The organism is Alicyclobacillus sp. CIJ1, from assembly GCF_057538885.1.
In genome coordinates, this window is record NZ_BAAJPH010000067.1 from 102,331 (window position 1) to 129,244 (window position 26,914).

At 63.2% G+C, this 26,914-nt stretch carries 23 protein-coding genes; 19 read left to right on the forward strand and 4 right to left on the reverse strand.

Annotated elements, in window-relative coordinates; genetic code table 11:
- Window positions 1–131: 131 nt before the first annotated feature.
- The 9 genes from nadC (at window position 132) to AC27E8_RS03975 (ending at window position 11,439) form a co-directional block, all read left to right on the forward strand.
- Window positions 132–977 (forward strand): carboxylating nicotinate-nucleotide diphosphorylase, encoded by an 846-nt coding sequence (gene nadC, locus AC27E8_RS03935; protein WP_487098509.1) that lies wholly within the window; start codon window positions 132–134, stop codon window positions 975–977.
- A 15-nt stretch (window positions 978–992) separates the two neighbouring features.
- Window positions 993–2,501, forward strand: a complete 1,509-nt coding sequence (gene nadB / locus AC27E8_RS03940) for an L-aspartate oxidase (RefSeq protein ID WP_487098508.1) — start codon at window positions 993–995, stop codon at window positions 2,499–2,501.
- A 6-nt stretch (window positions 2,502–2,507) separates the two neighbouring features.
- The gene (gene nadA / locus AC27E8_RS03945; RefSeq protein ID WP_487098507.1) at window positions 2,508–3,476 is read left to right on the forward strand and encodes a quinolinate synthase NadA; all 969 of its coding nucleotides are present in this window, start codon (window positions 2,508–2,510) and stop codon (window positions 3,474–3,476) included.
- Between the two features lie 73 nt (window positions 3,477–3,549).
- Entirely contained in the window at window positions 3,550–5,163 is a 1,614-nt protein-coding gene (locus AC27E8_RS03950) for a glycoside hydrolase family 9 protein (RefSeq protein WP_487098506.1), read from the forward strand.
- A 281-nt stretch (window positions 5,164–5,444) separates the two neighbouring features.
- The gene (locus tag AC27E8_RS03955) at window positions 5,445–7,553 is read left to right on the forward strand and encodes a peptide ABC transporter substrate-binding protein (protein WP_487098505.1); all 2,109 of its coding nucleotides are present in this window, start codon (window positions 5,445–5,447) and stop codon (window positions 7,551–7,553) included.
- Between the two features lie 58 nt (window positions 7,554–7,611).
- Window positions 7,612–8,577 carry an ABC transporter permease gene (locus tag AC27E8_RS03960; RefSeq protein WP_014465485.1) on the forward strand — a complete coding sequence of 322 codons (966 nt, stop codon included), beginning with the start codon at window positions 7,612–7,614 and terminating at the stop codon, window positions 8,575–8,577.
- 30 nt (window positions 8,578–8,607) lie between these two features.
- Window positions 8,608–9,504 carry an ABC transporter permease gene (locus AC27E8_RS03965; protein ID WP_487098504.1) on the forward strand — a complete coding sequence of 299 codons (897 nt, stop codon included), beginning with the start codon at window positions 8,608–8,610 and terminating at the stop codon, window positions 9,502–9,504.
- On the forward strand, window positions 9,504–10,493 hold the full coding sequence (locus AC27E8_RS03970; protein ID WP_487098503.1) for an ABC transporter ATP-binding protein: 990 nt from the start codon (window positions 9,504–9,506) through the stop codon (window positions 10,491–10,493). Before AC27E8_RS03965 ends, AC27E8_RS03970 begins: the two co-directional genes overlap by 1 nt.
- A complete protein-coding gene (locus tag AC27E8_RS03975; protein WP_487098502.1) occupies window positions 10,483–11,439 on the forward strand; it encodes an ABC transporter ATP-binding protein in 957 nt (318 codons plus the stop codon). The genes AC27E8_RS03970 and AC27E8_RS03975 overlap by 11 nt, the downstream gene beginning before the upstream one ends.
- A gap of 49 nt (window positions 11,440–11,488) precedes the next feature.
- On the opposite strand, the gene AC27E8_RS03980 is transcribed toward AC27E8_RS03975, so the two are convergent.
- Window positions 11,489–12,163 (reverse strand): HAD family hydrolase, encoded by a 675-nt coding sequence (locus tag AC27E8_RS03980; protein WP_487098501.1) that lies wholly within the window; start codon window positions 12,161–12,163, stop codon window positions 11,489–11,491.
- A gap of 320 nt (window positions 12,164–12,483) precedes the next feature.
- Here AC27E8_RS03980 and AC27E8_RS03985 point away from each other — a divergent pair, with 320 nt between their 5' ends.
- Entirely contained in the window at window positions 12,484–13,839 is a 1,356-nt protein-coding gene (locus AC27E8_RS03985) for an ammonium transporter (protein ID WP_487098534.1), read from the forward strand.
- Here the strand turns inward: AC27E8_RS03985 and AC27E8_RS03990 are convergent.
- A complete protein-coding gene (locus AC27E8_RS03990) occupies window positions 13,836–15,104 on the reverse strand; it encodes a glutamine synthetase family protein (RefSeq protein WP_487098500.1) in 1,269 nt (422 codons plus the stop codon). The two genes, AC27E8_RS03985 and AC27E8_RS03990, sit on opposite strands and share 4 nt — an antisense overlap.
- Window positions 15,105–15,210: 106 nt before the next feature.
- Between AC27E8_RS03990 and AC27E8_RS03995 the strand changes: the two genes are divergently transcribed.
- The 3 genes from AC27E8_RS03995 to AC27E8_RS04005 all read left to right on the forward strand — a co-directional run bounded on the left by AC27E8_RS03995 (window position 15,211) and on the right by AC27E8_RS04005 (window position 17,435).
- Entirely contained in the window at window positions 15,211–16,239 is a 1,029-nt protein-coding gene (locus tag AC27E8_RS03995) for a putative nucleotidyltransferase substrate binding domain-containing protein (RefSeq protein WP_487098533.1), read from the forward strand.
- A 32-nt stretch (window positions 16,240–16,271) separates the two neighbouring features.
- Entirely contained in the window at window positions 16,272–16,892 is a 621-nt protein-coding gene (locus tag AC27E8_RS04000) for a 3'-5' exonuclease (RefSeq protein WP_487098499.1), read from the forward strand.
- Window positions 16,893–16,955: 63 nt separating this feature from the next.
- Window positions 16,956–17,435 (forward strand): flavin reductase family protein, encoded by a 480-nt coding sequence (locus AC27E8_RS04005; RefSeq protein WP_283203039.1) that lies wholly within the window; start codon window positions 16,956–16,958, stop codon window positions 17,433–17,435.
- Window positions 17,436–17,463: 28 nt separating this feature from the next.
- On the opposite strand, the gene AC27E8_RS04010 is transcribed toward AC27E8_RS04005, so the two are convergent.
- Window positions 17,464–18,444: a LacI family DNA-binding transcriptional regulator gene (locus AC27E8_RS04010; protein ID WP_487098498.1), complete on the reverse strand. Its 981-nt coding sequence runs from the start codon at window positions 18,442–18,444 to the stop codon at window positions 17,464–17,466.
- Between the two features lie 309 nt (window positions 18,445–18,753).
- On the opposite strand from AC27E8_RS04010, the gene AC27E8_RS04015 reads away from it, so the two are divergent.
- From AC27E8_RS04015 to AC27E8_RS04040, 6 genes are read left to right on the forward strand one after another with little or no spacing between them, the layout of a single operon-like run.
- Window positions 18,754–20,082, forward strand: a complete 1,329-nt coding sequence (locus AC27E8_RS04015; RefSeq protein ID WP_487098497.1) for a Gfo/Idh/MocA family oxidoreductase — start codon at window positions 18,754–18,756, stop codon at window positions 20,080–20,082.
- Window positions 20,083–20,099: 17 nt separating this feature from the next.
- A complete protein-coding gene (locus AC27E8_RS04020; RefSeq protein WP_487098496.1) occupies window positions 20,100–20,978 on the forward strand; it encodes an alpha/beta hydrolase family protein in 879 nt (292 codons plus the stop codon).
- 17 nt (window positions 20,979–20,995) lie between these two features.
- Window positions 20,996–22,321: an ABC transporter substrate-binding protein gene (locus AC27E8_RS04025; RefSeq protein ID WP_487098495.1), complete on the forward strand. Its 1,326-nt coding sequence runs from the start codon at window positions 20,996–20,998 to the stop codon at window positions 22,319–22,321.
- 59 nt (window positions 22,322–22,380) lie between these two features.
- A complete protein-coding gene (locus tag AC27E8_RS04030; RefSeq protein WP_487098494.1) occupies window positions 22,381–23,313 on the forward strand; it encodes a carbohydrate ABC transporter permease in 933 nt (310 codons plus the stop codon).
- A 19-nt stretch (window positions 23,314–23,332) separates the two neighbouring features.
- Window positions 23,333–24,178, forward strand: coding sequence for a carbohydrate ABC transporter permease (locus AC27E8_RS04035; RefSeq protein ID WP_487098493.1), 846 nt, complete (start codon window positions 23,333–23,335; stop codon window positions 24,176–24,178).
- 21 nt (window positions 24,179–24,199) lie between these two features.
- Window positions 24,200–25,726, forward strand: a complete 1,527-nt coding sequence (locus AC27E8_RS04040) for a glycoside hydrolase family 28 protein (protein ID WP_487098492.1) — start codon at window positions 24,200–24,202, stop codon at window positions 25,724–25,726.
- Window positions 25,727–25,829: 103 nt separating this feature from the next.
- Here the strand turns inward: AC27E8_RS04040 and AC27E8_RS04045 are convergent, their stop codons facing one another.
- Complete coding sequence (locus tag AC27E8_RS04045; protein ID WP_487098491.1) at window positions 25,830–26,912, reverse strand: multicopper oxidase domain-containing protein; 1,083 nt, start codon at window positions 26,910–26,912, stop codon at window positions 25,830–25,832.
- Window positions 26,913–26,914: the final 2 nt, after the last annotated feature.

Below are 26,914 nucleotides of genomic sequence, written 5' to 3' on the forward strand. Positions count from 1 at the left end.
CCCGTTTCGCAAGTCCCGCGCAATTTCCAGGTGAAACGCCACGCTGTGTGTGCTACTGTATATACAGTTGATTAGACAGATGCCGTGCGCCTGGCTAGGTGGCGAGGCGCGCAGGAGGAGGCGTGAGGGCGATGTGGCTCGACGTGGTGACGCGCGATCTCGTCCGCCTTGCGCTCGCGGAAGACCTGGGCCGTGGCGATCTCACGACCGAAGCGGTCATCCCAGCCGATGCGACAGCGCGCGCGAGCGTGTGGATCAAAGAGCCGTCCAGGGTGTGCGGCACGGACGTGGCCGCGTGGGTGTTTCATGAGGTGGATCCGACTCTCCGGGTCACAGTGGCGTGCGCGGACGGGATCGATCTCGACGGACCTCAAATCGTGATGCGGGTGGAGGGTGCGGCGCGGTCCATCCTCGGCGCGGAGCGCACGGCGCTCAATTTTCTGTCCCGCTTGACGGGCATCGCCACCGCTGCGCGCGACGCCGTCCGCGAGATCGCGGGAACGAGGGCGCGCATCCTGGACACGCGGAAGACCACGCCCGGATGGCGGGCGCTGGAAAAGTACGCGGTCCGCGTTGGAGGCGCCTGGAATCACAGGTTTGCGCTCGACGACATGGTGCTCATCAAGGACAACCACATCGCCATCGCGGGCGGCGTCCGCGAGGCCGTGTTGCGCGCCAAGGCGCGGGCTGGGTTTGCCCACAAGGTCGAGGTGGAGGTCGAATCCCTGGATCAGCTGGAGGAGGCCATTGCGGCGGGGGCCGACGTCGTGCTCCTCGACAACATGGACCTCGAGATCATGCGCGAGGCGGTGCGGCGCACCGGGGGCCGCGTGCCGCTGGAGGCTTCTGGCAACATGCGCCCGGGGCGGCTGAGGGCTGTGGCGGAGACGGGCGTCGACTTCATCTCCATGAGCCACATCACCATGCGCGCCCAGGCCGTGGACGTGGGGCTCGATATCGACGTGGAACTCGCGTAAAGGGGGCTTGTCGACATGGAAGCGGCAGGCGTCGTGATCGTCGGAGCCGGGATCGCAGGGCTCACCGCCGCGCTCGCCGCGGCCGAGGCCGAGGACGTGTGCGTCATCGCTGGGGACGGGCCGCGCGCGTCGAGTTCAGCGCGGGCGCAGGGGGGGCTTGCGGCCGCGCTCAGCGAGGGTGACGAACCGGCACTGCACGCTGCAGACACGCTGCGCGCGGGTGCCGGGCTATGCGACGCTCAGCGGGTGCGCGAATTGACCGACGAAGCGCCGGGTGTCGTCGCGTGGCTCGCACAGCTCGGGGTTCCGTTCGATCGCGACTCGTCCGGGCGGTTCGCCCTGGGCCGGGAAGGCGGCCACACGAGAGGGCGCATCGTCCACGCGGGCGGAGACGCCACCGGGCACTTCATCACCGAAGCGCTTTGGCAGGCGGCCGCGCGCCATCCGCGGATCGAAATCCGTCGGGAGCACTGCGTGGGCCTTGCGCAGGACGCGACGGGGCGGGCCGTCGGCGTGTGGACCTGGGACGGGGCTCGTCAACGATTTGTCGCGGCTCGGCGCGCCGTGGGGCTCGCCACGGGCGGGGTGGGCGCCCTCTTCGGCCGCACGTCGAATCCGCCGAGCGCGGTGGGCGCAGGCGTCGCGCTCGCCTATCACGCGGGCGCCACGCTCGCGAATCTCGAGTTTGTGCAGTTTCATCCGACGCTGTGGCTTGGGCGGGATGGCGAAGCGATGCTTCTCTCCGAGGCGCTGCGCGGCGCAGGCGCGGTGCTCGTCACGGAGGGCGGTGCGCCGCTTTTCGCCGATCCGGCGGACAACCTCCGCACGCGGGACGTGGTCGCGCTCGCCATCGCAAGAGCGGAGGCGGAAGGTCATCGGGTCTATCTCGACGCGACTCGGGTTCCGGATGTCGCGGCGCGCTTCCCGTCTATCGCGGATCGGCTTCGCCGCGCCGGCCTGGACCTCGCTTCGCAGGCCATTCCTGTGACGCCCGGCGCGCACTTTCTCATGGGCGGGATCGAGGCCGATCTCGTCGGTCGCACCTCGGTGCCAGGGCTCTTTGCGCTTGGCGAAACGGCGTGCACGGGCGTGCACGGGGCCAATCGGCTGGCGAGCAATTCGCTGCTCGAGTGTGTCGTCATGGGGCGGAAATTTGGGAAAGCCGTGCGGGAGGAGCCAGTTGGGATGCACCCCCCAGAAGATCCCGTGTGGCTTCTTCATCCAGAGCAAGACCAGGCGGCACTCTCCGAACTCGCCCCCGTCCTGTGGCGATCCGTCGGACTCGTGCGCGACGAGTCGGGGCTGCGGGCGGCGCTTGTCGAGCTTGAAGGCATGGCGGACCGATATCCCGGCTCTGGGGCGGTGCTGGCCGCGTCGCTCATCGCGCGCTCGGCACTCTGGAGAAAAGAGAGTCGAGGCAGTCACGTGCGAATGGACGCGCCGGCGCCCGTTCCGGCGTACGCTCGCCCAAGCCGAATGTGCAAGGCGCATCGGGCTCCTACGTCTGTCGCGATCACGACCTGAGGGGGAATGCATGTGCTGGAGACGAAGGCGGAACGCCAAGATTTGATTGACGAAATTCTGGCGTGGAAGAAAAAGCGGAACGCCCTGATCCTGGCGCACAACTATGAGCTGCCGGAAATTCAGGACATTGCGGACGTGCTGGGGGATTCGCTCGCGCTCGCGCGCGCTGCGATGCGCGCCGATGCCGACGTGATCGTGCTCTGCGGCGTCCACTTCATGGCGGAGACGGCGGCCATCCTCAACCCGGACAAGACGGTGCTGTTGCCTGATCCGAACGCGGGCTGTTCGCTGGCGGATTCCATCACGGCGGATGAGCTGCGCGCGTGGAAAGCGGAGCACCCGGGCGCCGTAGTGGTCTCCTACGTCAACACGTCGGCGGACGTGAAGGCGGAGAGCGACTACTGTTGCACGTCTTCGAACGCCGTGCAGGTGGTCCAGAGCATTCCTGAAGACCGAGAGATCCTGTTTCTGCCTGACATGTTTCTCGGCTCGTACGTGAAGCGGGTGACCGGGCGAGAGAACTTGCACATCTGGATGGGCGAGTGCCACGTCCACGCGGGCATCCGGCCGCACGACATCGAGGCGACGCTCTCGGCTCATCCCGATGCGGAACTCCTGATTCACCCAGAGTGCGGTTGCTCGACGTCCAACATGTACCTGCTCGCCGAGGGGCAGTTGCCGGCGGATCGCACGCACGTTCTGTCGACCAGCGGCATGCTTGAGCGCGCTCGCGAATCCGACAAGCGCGCGTTCATCGTGGCGACGGAGGTCGGCATCCTGTACCAGATGGAGCGCCAGAACCCGGATAAGACCTTCATCCCGGCGAACCGCGCTGCGGTCTGCCCGTTCATGAAGATGATCACGCTCGAGAAGGTGCGGGACGCGCTCGCCCGGCTCGAGACGGTCATCTCCGTGCCGGCTGACGTGGCGGAGCGCGCGCGGGTTGCCATCGAGCGGATGGTGGCCATCGGCTGAAGAGGCCGAGGCAGGTATCGCCACGCGAGGCGTCGAATCCTCTCTCCTGCAAGCCGGTGGGAGGGGATTCGATATGCCGTCTCGCGTGTCCAAATCGATTTTTTGTAATCAAGTTGGGTATCTGACCGGTGGTGACAAGCGCTTTTGGATTCGGGCTCGCGAGGCTCAGCCGTTCGCGCTGCGCACGCCGGAGGGGCAGGCCGTGTTCGCGGGGATGACGAAGCCCGTGGGTGGGGATTGGTACGTTGGCGATTTTACCGCGCTTCGCGTGCCGGGAACCTACCTCCTGACGGTGGGGCCTCTCGAGGCGCGAATCCATGTGCATCGCCGGGCGTATCGCGACGTGCTCGAAGCCATGGTGCGATTCTTCGACTATCAGCTCTGCGGCGTCGCGCTGCCAGAAGAGGAAGCAGGTCCATGGGCGCATGGTCCGTGCCATACGAGCGACGCCAGGGTGTTGGGCGCGGAGCGCGCCGTGGCCTGCCCGGGCGGTTGGCACGACGCTGGCGATTACGGCAAATACACGGTCCCCGCCGCCAAGGCCGTCGCGGATCTTCTTCTTGCTCACGAGTACTTCCCGGGGGCGCTTGCGCACGTCCGCCCCATGCGCTCGGTGCACCGGGAACCTCACCTGCCGCCGGCGCTCGAGGTGGCGCGCGAGGAGATTGTCTGGCTGCTCACCATGCAGGATCCGGCGACAGGCGGCGTATACCACAAAGTCACCACGCCTTCCTTTCCGCCGCTCGACACCCGCCCCGAAGACGACACTGCCCCGCTCGTCCTCAGCCCTGTCTCTTACGCGGCAACGGCCACATTTTGCGCCGCCATGGCGCACGCCGCCCTGGTGTACCGCGCCCACGATCCGGCTCTCGCCTCGCGCTGCGCAGACGCTGCGCAACGCGCGTATGCGTGGCTCAGCGAACACGAAATGCGGCCGTTTCGCAATCCCGCGGGAATCCTCACAGGCGAATACGGCGACAGCGAACTCCGCGACGAGTTGTTGTGGGCGTCCAGCGCCATGCTTCGCATGACCGGTGATCCCGGGTGGGCACGCGTGTGCGAGCCCCTGCTCGATCTCGACCTCCCCTGGGAGCTGGGATGGGCGGACGTGGCGCTCTACGGCGTCATGGAATACCTGCGCGCGCCCAGCGCCGCCGTGTCGGAAGACGTGCGAAGCTGGGTGAAAGGTCGGCTTCTCCGAGAACTCGACGCGCTCGGCGCCATGGCCGAATCGCATCCCTTCGGCATTCCCATGCGGGACGAGGATTTCATTTGGGGCAGCAATATGGTGCTCTTGAACCGCGCCATGGCGTTTTTGTTGGCCGAAGGCGTCGGGATCCCTCATCCCGCGGCGCGAACGGTGGCCCAGCGCTCGGCAGACTACCTGCTTGGCGCCAATCCGCTCGGTCAGTGCTACGTCACGGGCTTTGGCCAACGCCCCGTGCGTCATCCCCATCATCGCCCCTCGGCTGCGGACGATGTGGACGATCCCGTTCCAGGCATGGTGGTGGGAGGCCCAAACCGGAACCTGCAGGACGAGATCGCCCGCGCGCGACTTTCGGGGAGGCCCGCGATGGAGGCGTACCTCGATCATCAGGACAGCTACTCGACCAACGAGGTCGCCGTCTATTGGAATTCACCTGCCGTGTTTGTCATCGCGGGTTTGCTTGAAGCGCGCGAGAGGTGAAGGATGGCCTCACGAGCACAAGCTTAAAAAGACAAGGATCGCCCAATAAGACTATTGATTTTGGCATGTCTCAATTTTATGTTTGAGACATCAGCCAAATCGTTTTGTCTAAAGGCAAATCGATTTGTGCGCCTTGATTCCACTCCGCTGGAAGGGGATCAGGGGGTGGTGTACGCGTCCAGGCCTGGGCGGTGCATGAATCGCATGAGGCATGATGGGGGTCGTTGAAAGCGTTCTCGACGGGCGAAAACGCCAAGACACAGGAAGAAGGAGTGAGCAACGTGGCCAAGCGGAAACTCAGAAAGTGGCATGTGCCGGTCGCTGTGCTTGTGGCAAGCGGAGGTCTGGTGGGATGCGCCACCTCGGCCCAGAATCACAGCACGACGTCCAACAGCGGCGCAGCTTCGGCGGTTCCCGTGCGGGCGGCTGGGGCCAATGGAACCGTGACCATCACGTATCCTTCTCCGCCGGGCATCTCATCGCTTGACCCGTCGCAGTGGGCGGCGCAGATCCTGGTGGACCAGGGCACGATTCTGGAAGGACTCTACGGATACAATCAACAAAATCAGATTGTGCCGAAAATCGCTTCGGGCTATTCTCTTTCTAAGGACGGACTCACCTGGACCATCTACCTGCGCCACGACGCGCGCTGGTCTAACGGGGATCCGGTTACGGCGCAAGACTTCTATTACGCATGGATGCGCCAGCTGAACCCGGCCAACTCGCAGGCTCAGCTGTGGGCGAGCGTGCTCAACAACGTGAAGAACGCTTATCAGTATCACTCGGGCGCCGTGCCGGCGAGCCAAGTGGGCATCAAGGTCATCAATAATTATGAGTTGCAGATCACGACCACGACGCCGCACTACATCCTGGGCGAGTTGGCGGTGTCCGCGTCGATGCCGCTGGATCCCAAGGTGGTCAATGCGCACCCGACGAACTGGTATCTGCCGCAGTACTTCGTGGGCGACGGGCCGTACATTGTGAAATCGTTTACGCCGAACGGGACCATCACGCTGGTGCCCAACCCGAAATACGTGGGCCATCCTGGTGAGGTCAACCACGGGAACGCGAAGGTCATCAACCTGGTGCCGGGCACCACGGTCGCCGTGGAGGACTACATGGCGGGCAAGTTGGACGTCGCGCTCGTCGGATCGCCGTCGGATCTGCAGTACATCAAGACGCACAACTTGAACAGCCAGCTCCACGTCGCACCGGATTACAGCATCGAATACCTCGAGTGGGACCATTCCGCTATTCCGTCGCCGTATTACAACACGAAGGTGCGACAGGCCATCGCCATGGCCATCGAACGCCAGCCCATTGTGCAGGACGTGTTGGACGGGATGGGCGGCGTAACCAACACGTTCTCGACGCCAGGCTGGCCGGCCGCCAAGTACGAGAAGGGGTTGCCTGAGAACGTAGCCGAAGCCAAGAAGCTCTTGGCGGAAGCCGGTTATCCAAACGGCAAGGGGCTGCCGGTTCTGTACTTGTACGCGCCGGTGCCAGACGTGAACCAACAGGGCGTGCCGGTCGCCGAGGCCATTTCCCAGGAGCTGCAGCAGAACCTCGGCATCCAGACCAAGATTGTCCAGGAAAATCAGACGGACTACAGCGCGCTCGTCTGGGAGGGGCCGCTCAAGGGCATCCAACCCGGATTCGTCGTCGCGGCGGGCGCTGTCAACTGGTTCGAGCCGGCCAACATGGACATCCAGGCGAGCCAGGGCATCTACTTCCCGGGCGATTACGGTTGGACACCGCAACAGGTGCAGCACGTGCTCCCGTGGTACAACACGCCGTATGATCCGGCGTCTGTCGCCAAGTACGGCAACCCGCAGAATCCGAACACCGGCGTGAGCTGGAACGACTGGATCCCGCTGCAGAAGGAAGTGCAAAAGGACATCGCTATCATCACCAAGTGGACAAAGGAGCAGCCTGCGCAGTGGCAGGCCATCCTGAGCCCGCCGGGGACGCCGTCGCTCCAGCAGCAGTGGAACCAGATTGTGCAGCAGTGGAAGAGCGCCAAGACGGCGAGCGCGAAACATGCCGCGTTCGTTCTCGCGTGGGAGTTCGTCGCGCCGGAGTCTGCGACGACGACGCTCGGCGGCACGAACACGGGCGCGCTCGACGTGCAAGCCTGGTGGGACACGAACGAGTCCGAGCAGGAGCGCGAGTGGCGGATGTGGCAGGCCTACGAGCAAAACAGCATGACCTCGTCTCAGGCGGCGGTGTGGGCCGGCAAACTCGTCACGTCGCTTGAGCAGCAGGCCTGGGTCATCCCGCTTTACTACAACGAGACGTTCTACCTGGAGAAGCCGTGGGTGACCGGCGCGCAGCCCAACCCGTGGGCGTGGGGCAACTTCTATCAGTTCCAGTATCTGTCCACCAAGTGACAGCAGCGCAGCATGCCCGCGGGCGGGAGCCCGCGGGCGCGTTGAAGGGAGGCCTGCGATGTTTTACGTCAAATTCCTCGCCAAGCGCTTCGTGGCCATCATCATCACGCTGGCGGCTGTCATCGCTATTTCGTACGTCATGATGTACTACTCGCCAGGGGGCTTCATGAACACGACGCAGCTCGCCTCGGCACTAGCGCCGCTCGCCGCTCAGGATCCCGCTGCGTACCAGAAGCTCATGGAGCAATTTCAGAGCCGGTACGGCCTGAATCTGCCTCTGTGGAAACAGGTGCTGCTCTATGAATGGCACACCTTCACATTCAATTTCGGCAACTCGATGCAGAACCCCACGTTGAGCATCATGTCGCAACTCAAGGGCGCGCTGCCCATCAGCGTGTTTCTCGCGTTTGGTTCCGTCGTGGTGTCGGTCGTCATCGGCATTCCCATGGGCGTCATCGCGGCGCTCAAGCGGAACTCGTGGGTCGATTATCTTGTGACGACCCTGTCGATGTTCGGCCAGGCCATCCCTTCCTTTGTGCTGGCTGTCCTTTTTGTTCTCATTTTCGGCGTCGTGTGGCAGAACGTCCTGCCCGTCACGGGGTGGGGAACGCCTGCAGATGCGGTTTTGCCCATCCTGTCGCTGGCCGCAGGGAACATCGGCGTGGTCGCCCGATACATGCGAGGCAGCCTGATTGAGACCATGAGACAAGACTTCATCCGGACCGCCAAAGCGAAAGGCGTCAAGTACTGGGCTCTGGTGCTTCGGCACGGCGTTCGCAACTCGCTCACCGCGCTCATCACCGTGATCGGGCCCCAATTTGCGTTTACCGTCGTCGGCACCGTCTGGGTCGAGAACATCTTCGCCATTCCCGGGCTGGGCAAGGTCATCTCGACAGCTTTTACCAACTTCGACTTCCCCATGGCCATCACGGCGGTCTTCATTCTCGGCGCGACCATCATGCTGACGAACCTGGTCGTCGATCTCATCTACTCGTGGATGGATCCGCGCGTGAAGCTCCAGTGAGTCGCCACTTGCAGTAGACGGACGGGAGGGATGATCGTGGCCATCGCAGTAACCCAGCCTCAGGCGGCGGCACAGCGCGCGAGGCGCAACTCACCCATGTATCGCGCCTGGCAGCGCTATCGAAAGAATTGGTTTGCCGTGGCAGGGCTTGTTTGGGTCATCATCTTTTTTATCATCGGCATCATCGGCCCGTGGATTGCGCCGTACAGCTACACGTACGCGGACTTCCTCCATATGCACTCGGGTCCTTCTTGGCAGCATTGGTTCGGCACGGATACGGTCGGATACGACGTCTTCAGCCAAATTCTTTACAGCATTCGGTACGCGCTGGAGATTGCGCTCGGCGCCACGTGCGTCAGCTTTTTGATTGGTGTCATCCTAGGGCTATGGGCCGGGCTTGCCGGCGGCATCATCGACATCATCGTCATGCGCGCCGTGGACTTCATGTTCGCGCTTCCTTCGTTCTTCTTCGCCCTGATCCTCATGGTGCTCCTTGGGAAGGGCATCTTCCCCATGATCTTGGCCATCGGCGTTCCGGGGTGGGCGGGCTACGCGCGCCTCATCCGCTCGCTCGTGCTCGCCATGCGCAACGGCGAGATGGTCGAAGCCGCAAGGGCACTTGGGGCGTCTCAGTGGCACATCGCGCGCAAGTACATGTTTCCGAACGTCGTGGGCAGCATGGTGGTCTCGCTCGCCTTCGGCATTCCGTACGATCTCACCGCGCAAGCCGGGCTCAGCATCGTGGGGATGGGCCTCAATCCGCCGATGCCGTCGTTTGGCAACATGCTCGCGCAGGCGGGGGCCAACATCCTCGGCTTCCCTTGGCTTCTTTATTTTCCGGCCGGCGTGTTCGCCATCACTTTGTTGTCGTTTCTATTCGTGGCCGACGGCCTGCAGGAAGCGTTCAATCCGAAGGGAGGCGTGTGATGGTGTCACAGCCGCTCTTGTCCATCGAAGATCTGCGCGTCGAGTTCGATCGCGGCGAGGACACAGTCTACGCCGTCAACGGCGTGAGCTTCTCCATTGCGGAAGGGGAAACGCTCGGCATTGTCGGCGAAAGTGGCTCCGGCAAGTCGGTCACGCTGATGTCGGCCATCGGCTTGATTCGGGAAAACGGGCGCATCCGCTCGGGCCGGGCGGTGTTTCAGGGAACGGACCTCTTGAAGCTATCGGAGCGACAGCTCGAGGATGTCCGCGGCCGCGAGATCGGCGTGGTGTTCCAGGATCCGATGACGAGCCTCAATCCGGTCATGCGGATTGGGGATCAGATCATGGAGGCGATGCTCGCGCACCATTTCTGCAGTCACCGCGAGGCGTTTGAGCGCACGCTGCAGCTTTTGCATGAGATGGGCATTCCCGAGCCGAAGGCGCGTTTTCGAAACTATCCGCACGAGTTTTCAGGCGGCATGCGCCAGCGCATCATGATCGCCATCGCCCTGGCCTGTGAGCCGCAACTGCTCATTGCGGACGAGCCGACGACCGCGCTCGACGTGACGGTGCAGATGCAGATCCTCGCGTTGCTTCAGGAGCAGCGGCGCAAGCGGAATATGGCCGTTGCCATCATCACGCACGACTTTGGCGTTGCGACCAACTTCTGCGATCGGATCATCGTCTTGTACGCGGGTCAGATCATGGAGGTTGCGGATACAGCCACGTTCATCCGCGAGTCGGTGCATCCGTACACCGTCGGATTGAAGCATTCCATCATCGAGATTGGCCATCGCTCGAAACCGCTGAAGCCCATTCCTGGCATGGCGCCCACGGTCACGGAGATGCCCCGGAGTTGCTCGTTTGCGCCGCGGTGTCCACTCGCTACGGATCGGTGCCGGAACGAGTTGCCGAAGCTTCGGGAGATCGGGCCGGGCCATTGGGTGGCGTGTCATCGGGCGGAGGAGGTGCTTGAGGATGTCATCTGAGGTGCTGCTCGAAGCGCACGAGGTGTCGAAGCGGTTTCGCGTGCAAGGCCGCGATCTCCATGCGGTGGAGAAGGTTTCGTTTCAACTTCAGCGCGGGCAGACGTTCGGGCTCGTCGGCGAGAGCGGGTCCGGAAAGTCCACGTTGGGGCGGCTGGTGCTCAAACTTCTCGAGGCGACGGAGGGCCGGATCGTCTACCAGGGGAAGGACATCACCCGCTTTACGCAGAAGCAGATGCGACCGCTTCGGCGGGAGATGCAGATCATCTTCCAGGACCCCATGGCGAGCATGAGTCCGCGAATGACCATCGGCATGGCCATCGAGGATGCGATGATCATTCACAAAATGGGGACCAAGGAGGAGCGGCAGAAGCGGGTCGATGAACTGCTCGAGCGCGTGGGCCTTCCTCGGGAAGTGAAGTGGGCGTATCCGCACGAGCTGTCGGGCGGTCAACTTCAGCGCGTCGGCATCGCGCGCGCGTTGTCGCTCCAACCGAAACTCGTCATCTGCGACGAGCCCATCTCGGCACTTGACGTCTCGATTCAGGTGCAGGTGATTCAACTCCTGCGCGAACTTCAGCAGGATTACGACCTGACGTACATCTTCATCTCGCACAACCTGGCTGTCGTCGAGTACTTGAGCGACGTCGTGGCGGTGTTGTACCTCGGCGAGGTGGTGGAACAGGCGCCCGCGGAGGAGCTGTTCTCGCGCCCGACGCACCCGTACACCCAGGTGCTGATCCAGTCCATCCTGAAAATGCCGCGGAGCTTGGAGGAGCGCCAAGCGCTCACGCCGATTCAGGGCGAGATCCCGTCGCCGTTCGACCCGCCGAAGGGCTGTCCCTTCCACCCCAGGTGCCCGATGGCCGTCGAGCGGTGCCGGACGACCAAGCCGGAACGCCGGAACATCGGGCCAAACCACGCCGTGGCATGCCATCTGGCCACCTGACGATTCACGCCAGGGGAGAGCGTCCGCAAGGCCCGCTCTCCCTGCCGCCTCATGCTCGCTTTTCTTCTGGACGCTCCGCTATCGTCGTGAGAAACGAGCGCCAATCCATCCCTTCCAAACTGCTTCGAAATCGACATCCTTCCGGAAACGGCATGTGCTCCGTGATGGCGTTCGGCACACACAGCACCTGAAGGCCTGCGGCGATTGCGGCTCGCGCGCCGTTGGGCGAGTCTTCGATGGCGAGTGCTTCCGCAGGCGCCACACCGAGCCGCCGACACGCCAACTGATACAACTCGGGATGGGGCTTCACCTGGCTGACATCGTCGGCGGTGGCCATCGCGTCAAAGTAGGATTGAATTCCATACTTCACTAGAAAAGGTTCGACGTACGCGCGCCGCGAACTCGTGGCGAGACCAAGGGACACTCCAAGCCGCCGGAGATCCTGTAGAGACGACCGCACACCCGGGCGAAGAGGCTCTTCATCGAGCAGCTTTCGGTGTTCACGCTCCACCACACGCTCCGCGTCCTCCGGTCGGATGGACGTGTCCGAATCGCACAGGTGCCGGACGGGATCGAACGCGTCGGCGCTGGTCCCGACGGTTTTGGCGTACAGGTGAAACGGGAACTCCCGTCCGTGTTGGCGGTACAGTCCCACATACGCTTCATACCACGCTCGCTCGGTGTCGACGAGCGTCCCGTCGAAGTCGAAGATCACCGCTCTCATATAGACCTCCCGATGGCTGTCGTCGCTTGGAGTATAGCACGAGATGGAACGTTGAAGCAGGTGTGTCCACGGCAGGCGCCATGTCGTTCGTGGAAGCGTTTGCGTTAATCAACATAACATTATTGACTGAAAGCGCTTTTCAATGCACCTGTGTCAGTATGTTATCTTTTTGTACGTTAGAATATCTAACATTTTTCGTTGACGTCTCCGATGTCCGCGTGTATCGTTATAAAAAAATTCACGCAAAGGAGTGGGCAGAGAAGATGCTCAGAACACGGTGGAAGTGGCTTCTGTCCGCAATGGCTGGGCTCGGTGCCGCTATGATTCCTGCGACTTGCTTTGCTGCGACCACGGCACCCCCGGTCAACTCTGGCGACGAGGCCTGGATTCTCGCTTCCTCGGCCCTTGTACTTCTCATGACACCAGGACTCGCCTTCTTTTACGGTGGTTTGGTGCGCACGAAGAACGTGATCACCACCATGCTGCAGGTGGTGGCTGTCATCCTGGTGGTCTCGCTGCAATGGGTCATTGTCGGGTACAGCCTGGCCTTTGGACCTGACTTTCATCACATCATCGGCAACCTGAACTGGTTCATGATGCGCGGCGTGGGCGCTGAGCCGGACTCGGACTACGCGCCGACCATTCCGAACCTGCTGTACGCCATCTTCCAAATGATGTTTGCCATCATCACGCCGGCACTGATCGTGGGAGGGCTTGCGGAGCGCGTCCGCTTCGCTTCGTTCGTGGTGTTCATTGTCCTGTGGGCGACCTTTATCTATGATCCTCTAGCGCACTGGGTGTGGGGTGCAGGCGGTTGGCTCCACAACCTCGGCGTGCTCGACTTCGCGGGGGGCACCGTGGTGCACATCTCGTCCGGTGTGGCTGGTCTCATGGCTGCGCTCTATCTCGGGCGCCGCGCGGAGCATGGCACCGGTGAGATCAAGGCGCACAACGTGCCGTTCGTCCTCCTAGGCACGGCGCTTTTGTGGTTCGGCTGGTTCGGGTTCAACGCGGGCAGCGCGGTTGCGGCCAACTTTCTTTCCGCGGAGGCGTTCCTTGCCACGAACACGGCAACGGCGGCTGCTGCAGTGGGTTGGATGATCGTGGAGAAGCTCCGGACGGGGCATGTCACGCTGGTCGGCGCCTGCGCCGGTGCTGTTGCGGGGTTGGTGGCTATCACGCCGGCGGCCGGCTTCGTCTCGCCGGGCTACTCTATCGTTCTCGGTTTGCTTGGTGGCGCGTTCTGCTACTTTGCGTCGACCTTCATGAAGGCGAAGCTCGGGTACGACGACGCACTCGATGCGTTCGGCGGTCACGGCATCGGCGGAACGTGGGGCGCCATCGCCACCGGTCTATTCGCATCCACTGCGGTCAACCCGTCGGGAGCCAACGGCCTTGTGCACGGCAATCCGCATCAGGTGCTGCTCCAGCTCATCGGCGTGGCGAGCACGTGGGCGTTCTCAGGTGTCGGCAGCCTCGTCTTGCTCTGGATCGTCGACAAGGTCATGGGGCTGCGCGTGACGAAGGAAGAGGAGATCATGGGGCTCGATCTCGCCCTGCACGCGGAATCCGCGTATCCAGAGACGCTCACGGCTTCGGAACTGCCGAAGTATTTCGGCGCCAACGTGACGCCGCTTCTCAAGGAGTCACCCCTTGAGCACGGAACTCAGAACTAAAGCGTGAGGTACTGCTCCCGTTCCCACACATGGACGGTCCTCGCATAGGCAGCCCATTCGAGTCGCTTGGCCTCCAGGAAGTGGTGCATGGCGTGATCGCCGAGCGCCACCTGGAGGCAGTCGTCTTGTTCGAGTGCATCGAGCGCATCCCGCAGCGTTTCGGGGAGCGCGGCGACGTGCCGCAGAAACCGCTGTTCTTCCGACCACATTTCCGGTCGTTCGTCCAGCCGGTCCGGCAGGGGCATCGCCTGTTCGATCCCGTCCGCTCCTGCAGCGAGCGCACAGGCGATGGCGAGGTATGGATTCGCAGACGCGTCGGGCGCTCGCCATTCCCACGCGCTGGCGACGGCGCGCAAGTAAGGGGCCGGATGGTGGTCGGACCAGCCGACGAATCCGGGCGCTTCGCTTCCGCCGAGGCGCTTGTAGCTGTTCACCGTCGGATTGGCGATGGCAGAGAGCCCGCGCGCGTGTGCTAGAATGCCTGCGGCAAATGCAGCACAGCGCGCTACATCGGCCGTCTCGCCGGCAGGGGCGAAGGTGAGGTGCAGGCCGGAGCCGGGATGGTCCGTGAACGGCTTCGGCATGAAGGACGCCGTGAACCCGAACCGCGCGGCTTCGCGGCGGATGACGAGTTTCGCCGTGACCAGGGCGTCCGCGGCGCATAGTGGCGGCAGCGCGGCGAGATTGATCTCATATTGGTGCGGGGCTGCCTCGTGGTGGATTTGGGTCACGGGAACGCCCGCCTCGGTGAGTCCTCCGGCCATCGATCGCAGACAGCGCGCGGCGATGTCGGAGGAGGGCGCGTCAAAGTAGCGGGCGGGATCGCCGAGATGCGCGTCTTCCAAGCGCTCGTCCTGCGGGAGCAAAAAGAACTCCAGTTCGGCAGACACCGCCATCTCCGGCGCGCCGGCTGCCCTGGCCCGCTCCGCCGCGCGGGCCAAGATGCGGCGCGGGTCACCTGCGAAGGGCACGCCGTCAGGGAGCACGACGTCGCAGATGATGCGCAGTGCGCGTTCACTGAAGTCGGAGGGCCATGTGCAGGCCGTCGCGAGGTCGGGCACGAGGCGCATGTCGGACTCTTCCTCCCGCGCAAACCCTTCGACGGACGATCCGTCAAAGCCCACGCCCCGGCCGAGGACGTCTGGTAGTCGACTTGAGGGGATGGAGACCACTTTCACCGCGCCCATCAGGTCGGTGAACTGGAGCTGCACGGTGTCGATGCGCTCGGCCTCGAGCTGGCGAAGCAGTGAAGCAATACTTGACATGATGAGCCACCACCCGGACGAGATTCTGGATTGATCATAAAGCACGAAATCTCGAAAATCTAGCAATCATCGCATGAACAAGGGTTAGGGCGGAGGGATAGCCGTGATGGTGCCGGGATGCGTGACGAACGCAGGCGACATTCGGGAGCGCGGAGAGGAGTTGCAGCGCGCGTGGTGCGAATCCGTGCTCCAGGACGACGGTCCGCCGGACGACACTGCGGCGTTTCGGCGCTGGTTCGAAGGCTATCAGGTTCAACGCCGGGCCTTCGTGCTCGCGGGCTGGGCGGAAACTGTGTCGCCGGACGTCCGGCGCCGAGCGCGTCTCGTCGCGCTTGGGTCGCTCGCGCGCGGAGAGGATCTGCCGCAGAGCGATCTCGACTTTGCGCTCGTCACGACTGCGGACCTTCGGCTCGCCGACGCAGTCCCGGACATTGAGCGGTTCGTGCGCTGGATGGGCCCCATGGGCTTTGCGCCCTGCATGGGCAACGTGATGGGTGCCAATCCGCGCTGGTTCGGCCCTGCAGGCGCATGGACGGCGCGCATTCAGTCGTATGCGGAGTTTCCGGACTGGGCCAACGTCCGCTACCTGTACATGACGGTGGACGCGCTTCCTCTTGAGGACGCGCCGGACTGGGCGCCCGTTGCGGCGCGGGTGCGCGATGTCATCGCGGGATCGGCATTCATGAAGTGGCAGATGGCGCATCTCGGCATTCGCGGGACCGTCGGATTTCGCGCCCTGCGCGGCGTGCGCTGGGAAGCGAGCGGCGCGGATATGGTCTTTCATATCAAGGACAGGTTCCTCGCGCCTATGGTCCACGCGCTTCGCTTGCTCAGTCTGCATCATGGGGTCGACGCGCTCGGCTCGGTCGATCGCGCCGCATCACTCGGCCGCCTCGGCGCCCTCGGAGACTTGCAGCCGGAGGCGATTGTGCAAGCGCTCTGGTTTGGATGGAGGCTGCGGGCGCGCCACCACGCGGAATGCTGGCTCCGGGGCCAGCGAGACAGCGTCGATCTCGTCCCTCGGTCGAGTTTGTCTCCCGCCTGGCAGGAAGCGCTTCACGAGCATTTGCGCACGGCCCAAGCCCTCGAGCGCCTGGTGTGTCGACGATTTCCGAAACCGAGGGGATCCAGATGAGGTGGTTTTTCTCCCTCCGGAGAGACGCGCCCTTGACTCCTGAACCTGTGCCGGTCTGGGAGCGGCCCCTCGGCGAAGCGCCCTACTTTGTGCTCGACCTCGAGACGTCTGGCTTTTCTCCTGTGCGCGACAAGATCCTCTCGGTCGCCTGCGCCACGTTTTCCGGGTGGCGAAGTGAGCCTGACGAGAGCTTCTACGCCATCGTGCGCCATGACGACGTCGCGGACGTCCCCCCGCACATTTGGGAGCTGACCGGCCTCACGCCACAGGCCGTGCGGGGCGGCGAGCCCCTTGAGGCGGCGCTTCGCCGCGCGCTGGAGCTCGGCGCAGGCCGCGTCTGGGTGGCCCACCACGTCCGGCACGATCTCGGCTTTCTGCAGCGCGCGACGGACGCGCTGTGGCGGCTCCGGCTGCGGCCCATCGCGATGGACACGGCGGTCGTGGCCCAGGTGCTGGCGCGGGCCGCGAGGCCCCTGACGCTCGACGAGGCCTGCGAATGGCTCGGAATTCCGGTGGTCGGCCGCCACCAGGCGGATGCGGACGTGCGCATGACCGCGGCCGTCTGGCGCAAGGAAATGGAGCTGTGCGGGCGCCTCGGGCTGCAGACCGTGAAGGACGTGATCGACTGGGTGAGCGCCCGCGCCACCGGGTGATGGAACGGCAGGGAAGCGGTATACTCAAATGGGAAACGCCTTTCGGCATCAGGAGGTGCGAGGATGGACGAGCAAGCGAAGAAGACGGCGCTCCGCCACATCACGTACGGACTCTACGTGATTGGCACCAAAATCGGAGAGGATGATGTCAACGCGTTCACCGGCAACTGGGTGACGCAGGTTTCCTTCCAGCCGCCGCTCGTGGCGATTGGCGTCAAGAAGGGCACCACGTCGTGCGACGGCATCCTCGAGAGCCGCGTGTTCTCGGTGAACGTTCTGGAGAGTGGGCAGAAGGACCTCGCCTTCAAGTTCTTCAAGCCCCTGAAGCGCGTGGGGAACAAGTTTGAGGACGTCGAGTTCTACACCTCGACGACCGGAAGCCCCATCCTGCGCGACGCGCTGTCCTGGTTTGAGTGCCGCGTGACAGACGTGGTCGACCGGGGCGATCACACGCTCATTGTAGGCGAGGTCGTGGACGCCGGGGTGCATCGCGACGGCAAGCCGCTTACGCTCGCCGAGACGGGGCTTTTCTACGGGGGTTGAGCCCGGCGGGCGCCGACGGCGCCCGAGCTCAATCCACGTCCCTGTCGGGCGCTCGTTCGACGGACGCGCGCGGAATGAGGATGGGTTGAATCACGTGCGCGTCCGGCCCGGGTTTCCCGTTGATCATGTCGACGACGCGGTGCGCCGCAAAGTCCGCCACTTCTTCGAGCGACGGGCCGACCGTCGTGATGGGCACCTCCGCAAACTGCATGTCGGGCAAGTTATCGTATCCAATGAGGCTCACGTCCTGAGGCACCCGGTAGCCGAGTTCAAGCAGCGCGCGAAGCGCCCCCTTCGTGATCAAGTTGTTCAGCCCGATGAAGGCCGTCGGCATGGGAATGTCTGGCCTCGCGTATCGAATCGCCCGGTAACCTCCCTCAAAGGTCGGTTCCGCCGGATACAGCCAGTCCGGGGACGGCTGAAGCCCCGCTTGTTCCACCGCCTCCAAAAAGGCCCGCACCTTGATCTCCTGGGAGCTGCCGATGAATCCAATCCTCCGGTGCCCAAACGAGCGCAGGTATCGGACGGCTTCCGCAATTCCGGCGCGGCGGTCAAATCGCACGTGCGGCAGCGGCACGGGCTCGTCCGTCCCGATGACGAGTGTTTTCGCCTGCCAGCGCCCCAGCTCCTCCATCAGGTGCGGGTGGCGCGAGACGAGATCGGCCCAAATCACGAGGCCATCGGCGCGCATCTGATTCAACAGGTCGATCTCGTCCGGCGAAATCGCAATCACCATCCGGTAGTCGAGCGCGGCCAGGGCCCGGTGCAGCTGAATGGTGAGGTTGGCGAAGATGGGGTTTCCCAGGTTCACGAGCCCGAAGCCAATGAGCCGCGTGCGGCCCGACACGAGGTGGCGTGCGAGCAGGTTTCGCTGATAGCCCATGCTGCGCGCGATTTCCAGGATGCGCCGCTTGGTCTCCTCCTTGACCAGCGGGCTGTCGTTGAGCGCCTTCGAAACCGTGCTGTAGCTGACGCCCGCGCGTTCCGCGATATCCTTAATGCTCACCATGGCGGGTCTCCCTCTGTCCAAAGTCCATGGGCCTCGCGGCGTCTTGCGCGTGCCGCAAAGCCAACAGGTCTGTGATTTCCTCGACATTTTAACACAAATAACAACGTTATTAAAGAGAATGTGAAACGATTCGGCGATTGGAGACGCACGTTGAGCGATTTCGAGCGTTTTCGCCATGATCGTGTCCAAAAAAGTCAAGAAGAAATGAAAACGTGGTTATTGATATCCATGAAGAACTGTGCTACCTTTTAGCAACAACGAGATGAGGTCAACTAACAACGTGGTTAATACGAGGGGTGACGGACGGCCATGACCAACTATTGCATTGTCGGGCTCGGATCGCGCGGCATCTCGATGTTCGGGCGCGATCTCGTCACGCATTACCGGGACGTCGCGCGGGTCACGGGGCTTTGCGACCGCAACGAGGGCCGCGTCCGGTATGCGCAGGAAGTCCTGGGCAAGGACATTCCGGGCTTCACGGATTTCGACGAGATGCTGGACAACGTCGAATGCGACTGCGTCATCGTTACGACGATGGATGCGACGCACGACCATTTTATCGTGAAAGCGCTTGAGCGAGGCAAGGACGTGATCACCGAAAAGCCCATGACCATCGATGCGGAGCGGTGCCGCAGGATCCTGGATGCCGAGCGGCGCAGCGGCAAGACGGTCCGCGTCACGTTCAACTATCGATACGCGCCATATAAGACCGAGATCAAGCGGCTGTTGCAGGAGGGCATCATCGGCGAAGTCCACTCGGTGGAGTTTCGCTGGTACCTCGACACCGTGCACGGCGCGGACTACTTCCGGCGCTGGCACGCGGAGAAGAAGAACTCCGGCGGCCTGTTTGTTCACAAGGCGACGCACCACTTCGACCTCATCAACTGGTGGCTGGGCCTCGAGCCCCAGGAGGTTGTCGCCATGGGATCGCGCCATTACTACGTGCCGGATCGCATGCCGGGCCACGGCGAGCGCTGCGCCACGTGCAAGGTGACGGATCGCTGTCCGTTCTACCTCGATCTCGGCCGCGACGACACCCTGAACGCGCTCTACAAGCAGGCGGAGGCCTATGACGGGTACCACCGCGATCAGTGCGTGTTCTCCGAGCGCATCGACATTGAGGATACGATGGGGGCGCTCATCCGCTATCCGAATGGCGTGCAGGCGACGTACATGCTCACTGCGGCCACCCCATTTGAGGGCTGGCAAGTGGCGTTCAACGGCAGCAAGGGTCGGCTGGAGGCGTTCGAGCCCGAGTTCTTCATCACCGAGGAGGACGCGACGGACTTCGCGCGGAGGAGCTCGAAGGACGTTCGCCGCACGGTGGACTGGCGGTTTGGCGATCCGTCGTCCGCCGAAGAGGTGCGCGAGCTGGAAATCCGCTTCTATCCCCTCTTTGGCGGCGTCCAGGTGTTCCGCGTGCCGCATGTGCGCGAGGGCCACGGCGGCGGCGACAGGCGCCTCAAGGACCACCTGTTCCGCGGCGTCGAGAGCGATCCCTACGGCCACGTGGCCGGATCGCGCGCGGGGGCCATGTCCATCCTGATCGGCGTGGCGGCGAATCTCTCGATGGCCACTGGGCAGTTCGTGCGCATCGCGGATCTGTTGGGCGAAAGCGCGCCGGTCGGCGTCCGGTGATGAGGGAGGGAAGCCTGGTGTCGCGGGGGGCGGCAAGCGAACGAGTCGAGGCCCTCGCTCGGCTGCTCGGCCTGGAGCGGTCGGAGAAGCCGAGGACGTTGAGCGAACTCGTGGCGGATCGCGAAGTCCACGTGCTCCTTCCGGAGGGCACGGCGCCCGCGGGCGGCTATCCCACCGCCGTGTTGATCCATGGCCATTCGCCGCTCGGCTACGATTACTTCCGCAGCGCGAACGAGGTGTACGTCAAGGGCGCACCCGTTGCGGAACTGCTGCGGGACGCGGGCTTTGCGGTCGTGCTCCCGTCCTTGCGCGGGTTTGGCGCCACGATGGATCCGGCGGATCGCGCCCTGGGCCTGGAGCACAGTTGTGAGCGGTTCGCGCGGCAGCGATTGCTCGTCGGCCGGACGCTCCTCGGCGACCGCGTCCGGGACCTGATAGAGCTCCTGGACGCGATGGAGATGGACGGGCGCTTCGACATGGAGAGCCTTGTCACGGCGGGATTTTCAGGCGGCGGGACGGCCGCGCTGTTTCACGCGGCGTGTGATTCGCGGGTCCGCCACCTGATCCTCCTGTCGGCGATGTGCACCGCACGCTATTCGCTCCTTGCCACGCGGCACTGCCTGTGTAACTACGTACCGGGTCTTCTCAACTTCGGCGATTGGGGGGATGTGGCGGCACTCGTGGCGCCGCGGCGCCTGACCATTGTGCATGGCGAACGCGACGGCGTGTTTCCGTTCGAAGGTGCGCGTGCAGCGTTTGCGGCCGTCAAAGCGGCGTACGAGGCCTTGGGTGTGACAAATGGGGCGGTGTTTCTTGCACAACCGGGGGGTCATGAGCCGTATCCGGAGGTTTTGTGGCAGTTGATGGGTGTCGGTCTCAAGCGTGTGACAACGTGAAACGAGGAGGAATCCGCATGCGCAAAAAGAGATGGACGTGGACGGCGAGCGCCGCGGCTGCGCTGGTGTTGGCGGGATGTGGAACTGCGGCGGCGCAAGGCGGGGCGAGCCCGTCGCATCCGGAGCAGGCGGTGGGCAGCGCGGACTCGAAGCCGGTCGTCACGCTTACCTTCGGCTTCTGGGGCGATGCGAAGGAAGAGGCAGTGACGCTGGCCGCGGTGAAAGCGTTTGAGAAGGCGTATCCGAACATTCACATCCAGACCGAATTCGGAGGACCGTTCAATCAGTACTTCACGAAGCTGTCCACCGAGGTCGCGGGCGGCAACGCGCCGGACATTATGCAGATGGACTACGAATACATTGACGCCTACGCCAAGGAAGGCCAGTTGCTCAACCTGAAGGGCGCCAAGGGCATCAATCTCTCCACCATCAGCCCGAGCGTCCTGAAGAGCGGCTACATCGACGGCGGGTTGTATGGCATTCCGAACGCGCTGAACAACTACGCGGTGATCTACGACGCGGCCGCGTTTGCCAAGGCGGGCTATCACGGTCAGCGGGTTTCGTGGCAACAGTGGGCGAGTATCCTCGAAAAGGTCCATAAGGCGACAGGCAAGTGGGCCGAGAACGACGACGAGAGCTGGCAGACCTTTGGATACTGGGCGCGTCAGCACGGACAACACTTGTACAACGCTTCCGGGACCAAGCTCGGATTTACCGAGAGCACGCTCGTCTCCTATTTGAACTATTGGGCGAATTTGCGCAAGGAGGGCGTGGTTCCGCCTGGGACCGTGACATCGCTCATCAAGCAGACGGCCGATCCGACGGATCCGATGGTGCAAGGCAAATCGGATGCGGAACTCACCTGGGTCAACTACGTCGTCAGCCTGCAGAGTGAGATGACGCGAAGCTTGGCGCTGGCCCTTCCACCGACACAGCCGGGGGGAGATGAGGGCTTGTACATCAAGCCGAGCCAGTTCTGGAGCATCTACTCGAAGACCAAGTATCCGCAGCAGGCCGAGCTCTTTGTCAACTTCTTACTGAACAACGTACAGGCAGGCAAGGCACTCGGTCTCGTGCGCGGCATTCCCGTGTCGTCTTCGGTGCGCAGTCAGTTGATGGCATCCGGCATCTCGGCACCTGAAAAAGCAGAATTCCAGTTGGTGAACGAAGCACTCAAGGTCGCCACGCCGATCGATCCTCCGCCGCCGCAGCAGGACAAGGAGATCGACCAGGATTTCGCGAACATGGTCCAGGCTGTGCAATACGGCAAAGAGACGGCTCAGCAAGGCGCCGAACAGTTTATGCAGGAGGCGAACGATCTCCTGCAGAACGGCGGTGAATGACGTCTCCGAGGACGGGGCCCGGCGCAACGCCGGGCCATTCCGGAAAGCGGGGTGATCGCGTGGCTGTGGCAACCTCGACCAAAGCCAATGTCCAAGCGAACGGCGAGGCCGCGAAGGCCGTGCGGCCGCGCAACGAGAAGGTCGCCTATCTGTTTCTGAGCCCATGGATGTTCGGCCTGGTGGTCTTTTCGCTCGGGCCCATCCTGGTCTCGCTCTACCTTTCGTTTACCAACTACAATCTCCTACAGCCACCCAGGTGGATAGGTCTCGAGAATTATGTGCACATGTTCACGCAGAGCCAGTTGTTTGCCACTTCGCTCGTGGACACGCTGGAGTACATCTTGATCTCCGTGCCGATCAAGATGGTGGTCGCCCTCGCCATCGCTCTGCTCCTCAGTCTCGAGGTCAAAGGCATCGGCGTGTACCGGACCGTGTACTACGTTCCGTCGCTCATCGGCACGAGCGTCGCCGTCGCCTACCTGTGGCAACAGATGTTTGGGCCCGACGGTCTCATCAACAAAGGCCTGGCGCTCGTCGGCATTCATGGGCCCAATTGGCTCGCCGAACCACGCACGGCCCTGTTCACGCTCGCCATGCTGCAGGCTTGGCAGTTCGGTTCGGCGATGATGATCTTCGTGGCAGGACTGAAGCAGATTCCCGAGTCGCTGTATGAGGCCGCCATCGTGGACGGCGCGGGCCGCCTGTATCGGTTCTTTCGCATCACCATTCCCATGTTGTCGCCGGTCATTTTCTTCAACTTGATTATGTCGATCATCAATGGGTTCACCCAGTTCACGCAGGGATACATCGTCACGGACGGCGGACCGCTGAACGCGACGCTGTTTTTCGCGCTCTACCTGTACGAGGAGGCCTTTAACTTCCAGAACATGGGCTACGCGTCGGCGCTGGCCTGGTTCCTCCTGGTGTTGGTGGGCGTGCTGACGTTCTTGGTGTTCAGGTTCGGAAGCCGCTACGTGTACTACGAGTCCTGAGGGAAAGGAGGAGAGGGCTGTGACGGGAACCATTCGCACGAGGCGCGGAATCGTTCTCGCCCACGCCGTGCTCGTGGTCATCGGGTTCTTCCTCATCTATCCCGTGCTCTGGATGGTGTTTGGCTCGTTCAAGCCGACCAACGAGATCTTCTCCAGTGCTTCCTTTTGGCCCAAGCACTGGACGCTCGCAAATTACCCGCAAGGTTGGAACGCGATTCCTGGCCTACCGTTTGGCACGTTCATCCTACATTCGCTGTTGGTGTCCTGTCTGGTGTCTCTCGGCACGGTCATCTCGTCCGCCATCGTCGCGTTCGGGTTCGCGCGCTTCACGTTTCGAGGGAAATCTATTCTGTTTGGCATCATGATGATCACGATGATGCTGCCGACGCAGGTCACGCTCATTCCCCAGTACGCGATGTTTCACTATCTGGGCTGGATCAATACGTATTATCCGCTCATCGTGCCCGCGTTCTTTGGTAGCCCGTTCTTCATCTTTCTCATCGTGCAATTTATCCGGGGGCTGCCCAAAGAATTGGACGAGGCGGCGAAGATCGACGGCTGCAATGCCTTCACGCTGTTTGTGCGCGTCATCCTGCCGCTCATCGTGCCGGCGCTCATCACCACGGCCATCTTCAGCTTCATCTGGTGCTGGGACGACTTTTTCTCTCAACTCATCTACTTGAATTCGGCGCAGAAGTTCACGGTGCCGCTCGGGCTGGAGTCGCTCGCGAACGCCGTCGCGCAGGAGGAGTGGGGGCCGCTGTTCGCCATGTCCACCGTGTCGCTCATTCCGCTCTTCCTCATCTTTTTCTTCCTGCAGAAGTACGTCGTCCGCGGCATCGCCACCACGGGCCTGCGCGGATGACCGCGAAAGGAGGTGACATGCGTGCCTAGGTGGAAACGGAGTCTCTCGGCAGGCGCGAGCCTCGCCCTGGTCGCGGCCGCCGCCACCGGTTGGACCGCTCACGCGCGCTTCGCCCAGGCCGACAACGTGGCCGACCTCGTCGCGCAGACGGGCGATCTCGACGCTTCTCTCGCCCAGGTCCTGCACGGCGCGCCGTTCGCCATGCCCGTCCCGCCGTTGCCGAACATCGTGCCCCGCGTCTACGACATCACCGAATACGGCGCGAAGCCGGGCATCGGGCAGGTCAACACCCAGGCCATTCAAGCGGCCATCGACGCAGCCAGCCAACACGGCGGCGGCATCGTCGACATTCCGCCGGGGTACTGGGTCACGGGCCCCATCGTGCTCAAGAGTCACGTCGATCTCAACGTGGAGTCCGGCGCCCAGCTCCAGTTTTCGGGCGATCACGACCTGTATCCGCTCGTCCCGAGCGGGAGCTCCTACATCGTTCAATCGCCCATCAGCGCGACGGACGCGGTGGATGTCGCCATCACCGGTCACGGCGTGATCGACGGGGCTGGAAACACGTGGCGGCCGGTGGAGAAGTCGAAGCTCTCGGCGGAACAGTGGAATGCGCTCGTGGCGTCGGGTGGCGTCGTGACGCCAGACGGAAGCACCTGGTGGCCGACGGCGCAGGGTGCAAACGCCCAGGCGTATATCAAGGCGCATCCGAACATGACCTATCAGGACTACCTGCAGGTGAAGGACTACCTGCGGCCGTACATGGTGTACTTCCAGGGGTGCCAAGGCGTGTGGCTCCAGGGCGTCACCTTTGAAAATTCGCCGTTTGCGACTGTGAAGGTGAACACCTCGAAGGATGTCGTCATCGACGATGTGAACATCCGCAACCCGTGGTACGGGCAGAACACGGACGGAATCGACGTCTCGGCCGATGACAAGGTCGTCTTGTATCGCGACGTGATCGACACGGGGGACGACGGCATCGCATTGGAGTCGAGCGGGAATGACGCTGCGGGGGTGTTCAACGAGCAGGACGTCGTCGTGGCGGACTGCATCGTGCACAACGGCCACAGCGGCTTCGCCGTCGGCAGTTACACGGACGGCGGCATCCGGGACGTCTGGGTCACGGGCGACGTGTACGACGGCACGGAGTCAGGCCTGCGCTTCAAGAGCGGCGTGGGCAAGGGTGGGCTGGTGGAGGACATCTACATGGATCACATCGTCATGCGGGACATCAGTGGAGCCGCCATCACCTTCGACGACGGCTATGTGGACAACGGGGCGGACACGTCTTCGCTTCAGGCGCCCGGGCCAGACTCGTACGTGCCGCAGTTTGAGAACATGACCATTTCGAACGTGAGCTGCGAGTACGCGGGCCAGTCCATCTACATGAATGGCCTGCCGAACGCACCCATCTCGAACATCGCGCTGAACGACGTCAGCATCACGGCAGACCAGCCGCCGCAGATTCAGAACACCTCGAACCTTGTGGAGCATCAGGTGCAGATTCAGTCGGGCGTGACGATGCTCGGCGAGATTCCGCACTGACAGACAGAGACCAGGCAGAAGGCCGAGGGGCAGTCGCCGCGCTCGGCCTTTTTCCATGCGACGATAGCCGACAACGAGCGCGCCCGGCGCCATCGCGCCGCCCTCATTTCACGTGAATGAACGTAACCAATCCCCCCATCATGTCGACCTCGTCGTCCGGATTCATCATGTGGTCGAGAATGTGACAGTGAAACATCCAGTCTCCGCGCACGTCGGCGGGAAATTCGATATCGGCCGTCTCGCCCGGCGCGATGGCGAGCACGTTCATCGGGCGCGGAACGGGCAGCGGGTGCCCATCTTCCGCCAGGAGCCAAAAGGTCGTCTCGTGCACGTGCATGGCGTGATAACACATGCTGCTCGCGTTCACGATGCGCAGCACGACGCGGCTCCCGTACGGCACGGTCAGTTGGGGCGCGTTGGGATACGGTTTCCCGTCCAGGCCGAATGCGTTCTCGGTGGTCGATCCGTCCACCATCCACGCGTCGATCTCGTACAGCGCGTCTACCTTGGCGAAAGGGTAGAGGGGTCCGCGCGCCGGATCGACCAGAAGCACCCCGTGCAGGCCCTGATCAATCTCGCTCGCCATGTCGGTGCCGCTCTCGTACAGGTGCGTGCCGACCATGTCCGGCGTCACCGTGAAGCTGTACAACCGCTCGCCGCCCGGCGGGACGGGCCGCTCGGTCACGCCGCCGACGCCGAGTTGGGACGCCGGCAGCGGGAGACCCGGGAAGTTCAGGGTGGTGGGTTCATTCAGCTCGTTCTTCAGCAGGATTTGGACGCGATCGCCGACGCGCACGCGGATGACAGGGCCCGGCACCTGCCCGTTGTATCCGCAAGCGACGACCGACTTGCCCGGATATAGGTACCAGTTTACCTCGCTCGCGACGAGCGTGAACCGCTTGATGCCTCCGGGCAGCATTTGCGGAGTCATGCCCTGCTCGTCCATGACCCGGTCGGCGTCTGCGTTTTGTTCGCGAATGAGCGCCGGGGTGATGGACAGCGGGCCCGCGTCGGGAACGCCTTCCGGCACGGGGAGCGATCCCATGGTGCTCGTCGGCGCCATGGACATGCTCGTGGACGCCGCCTTGGCGCCCGCGCGCAGGACGGGCGACGCGTGGACCCAGGCGAGGGCGAGCGACGCGCAGGCGCCGAGTGCTGCAACCAGAGCTGGGACGGTTCGGCGCATGG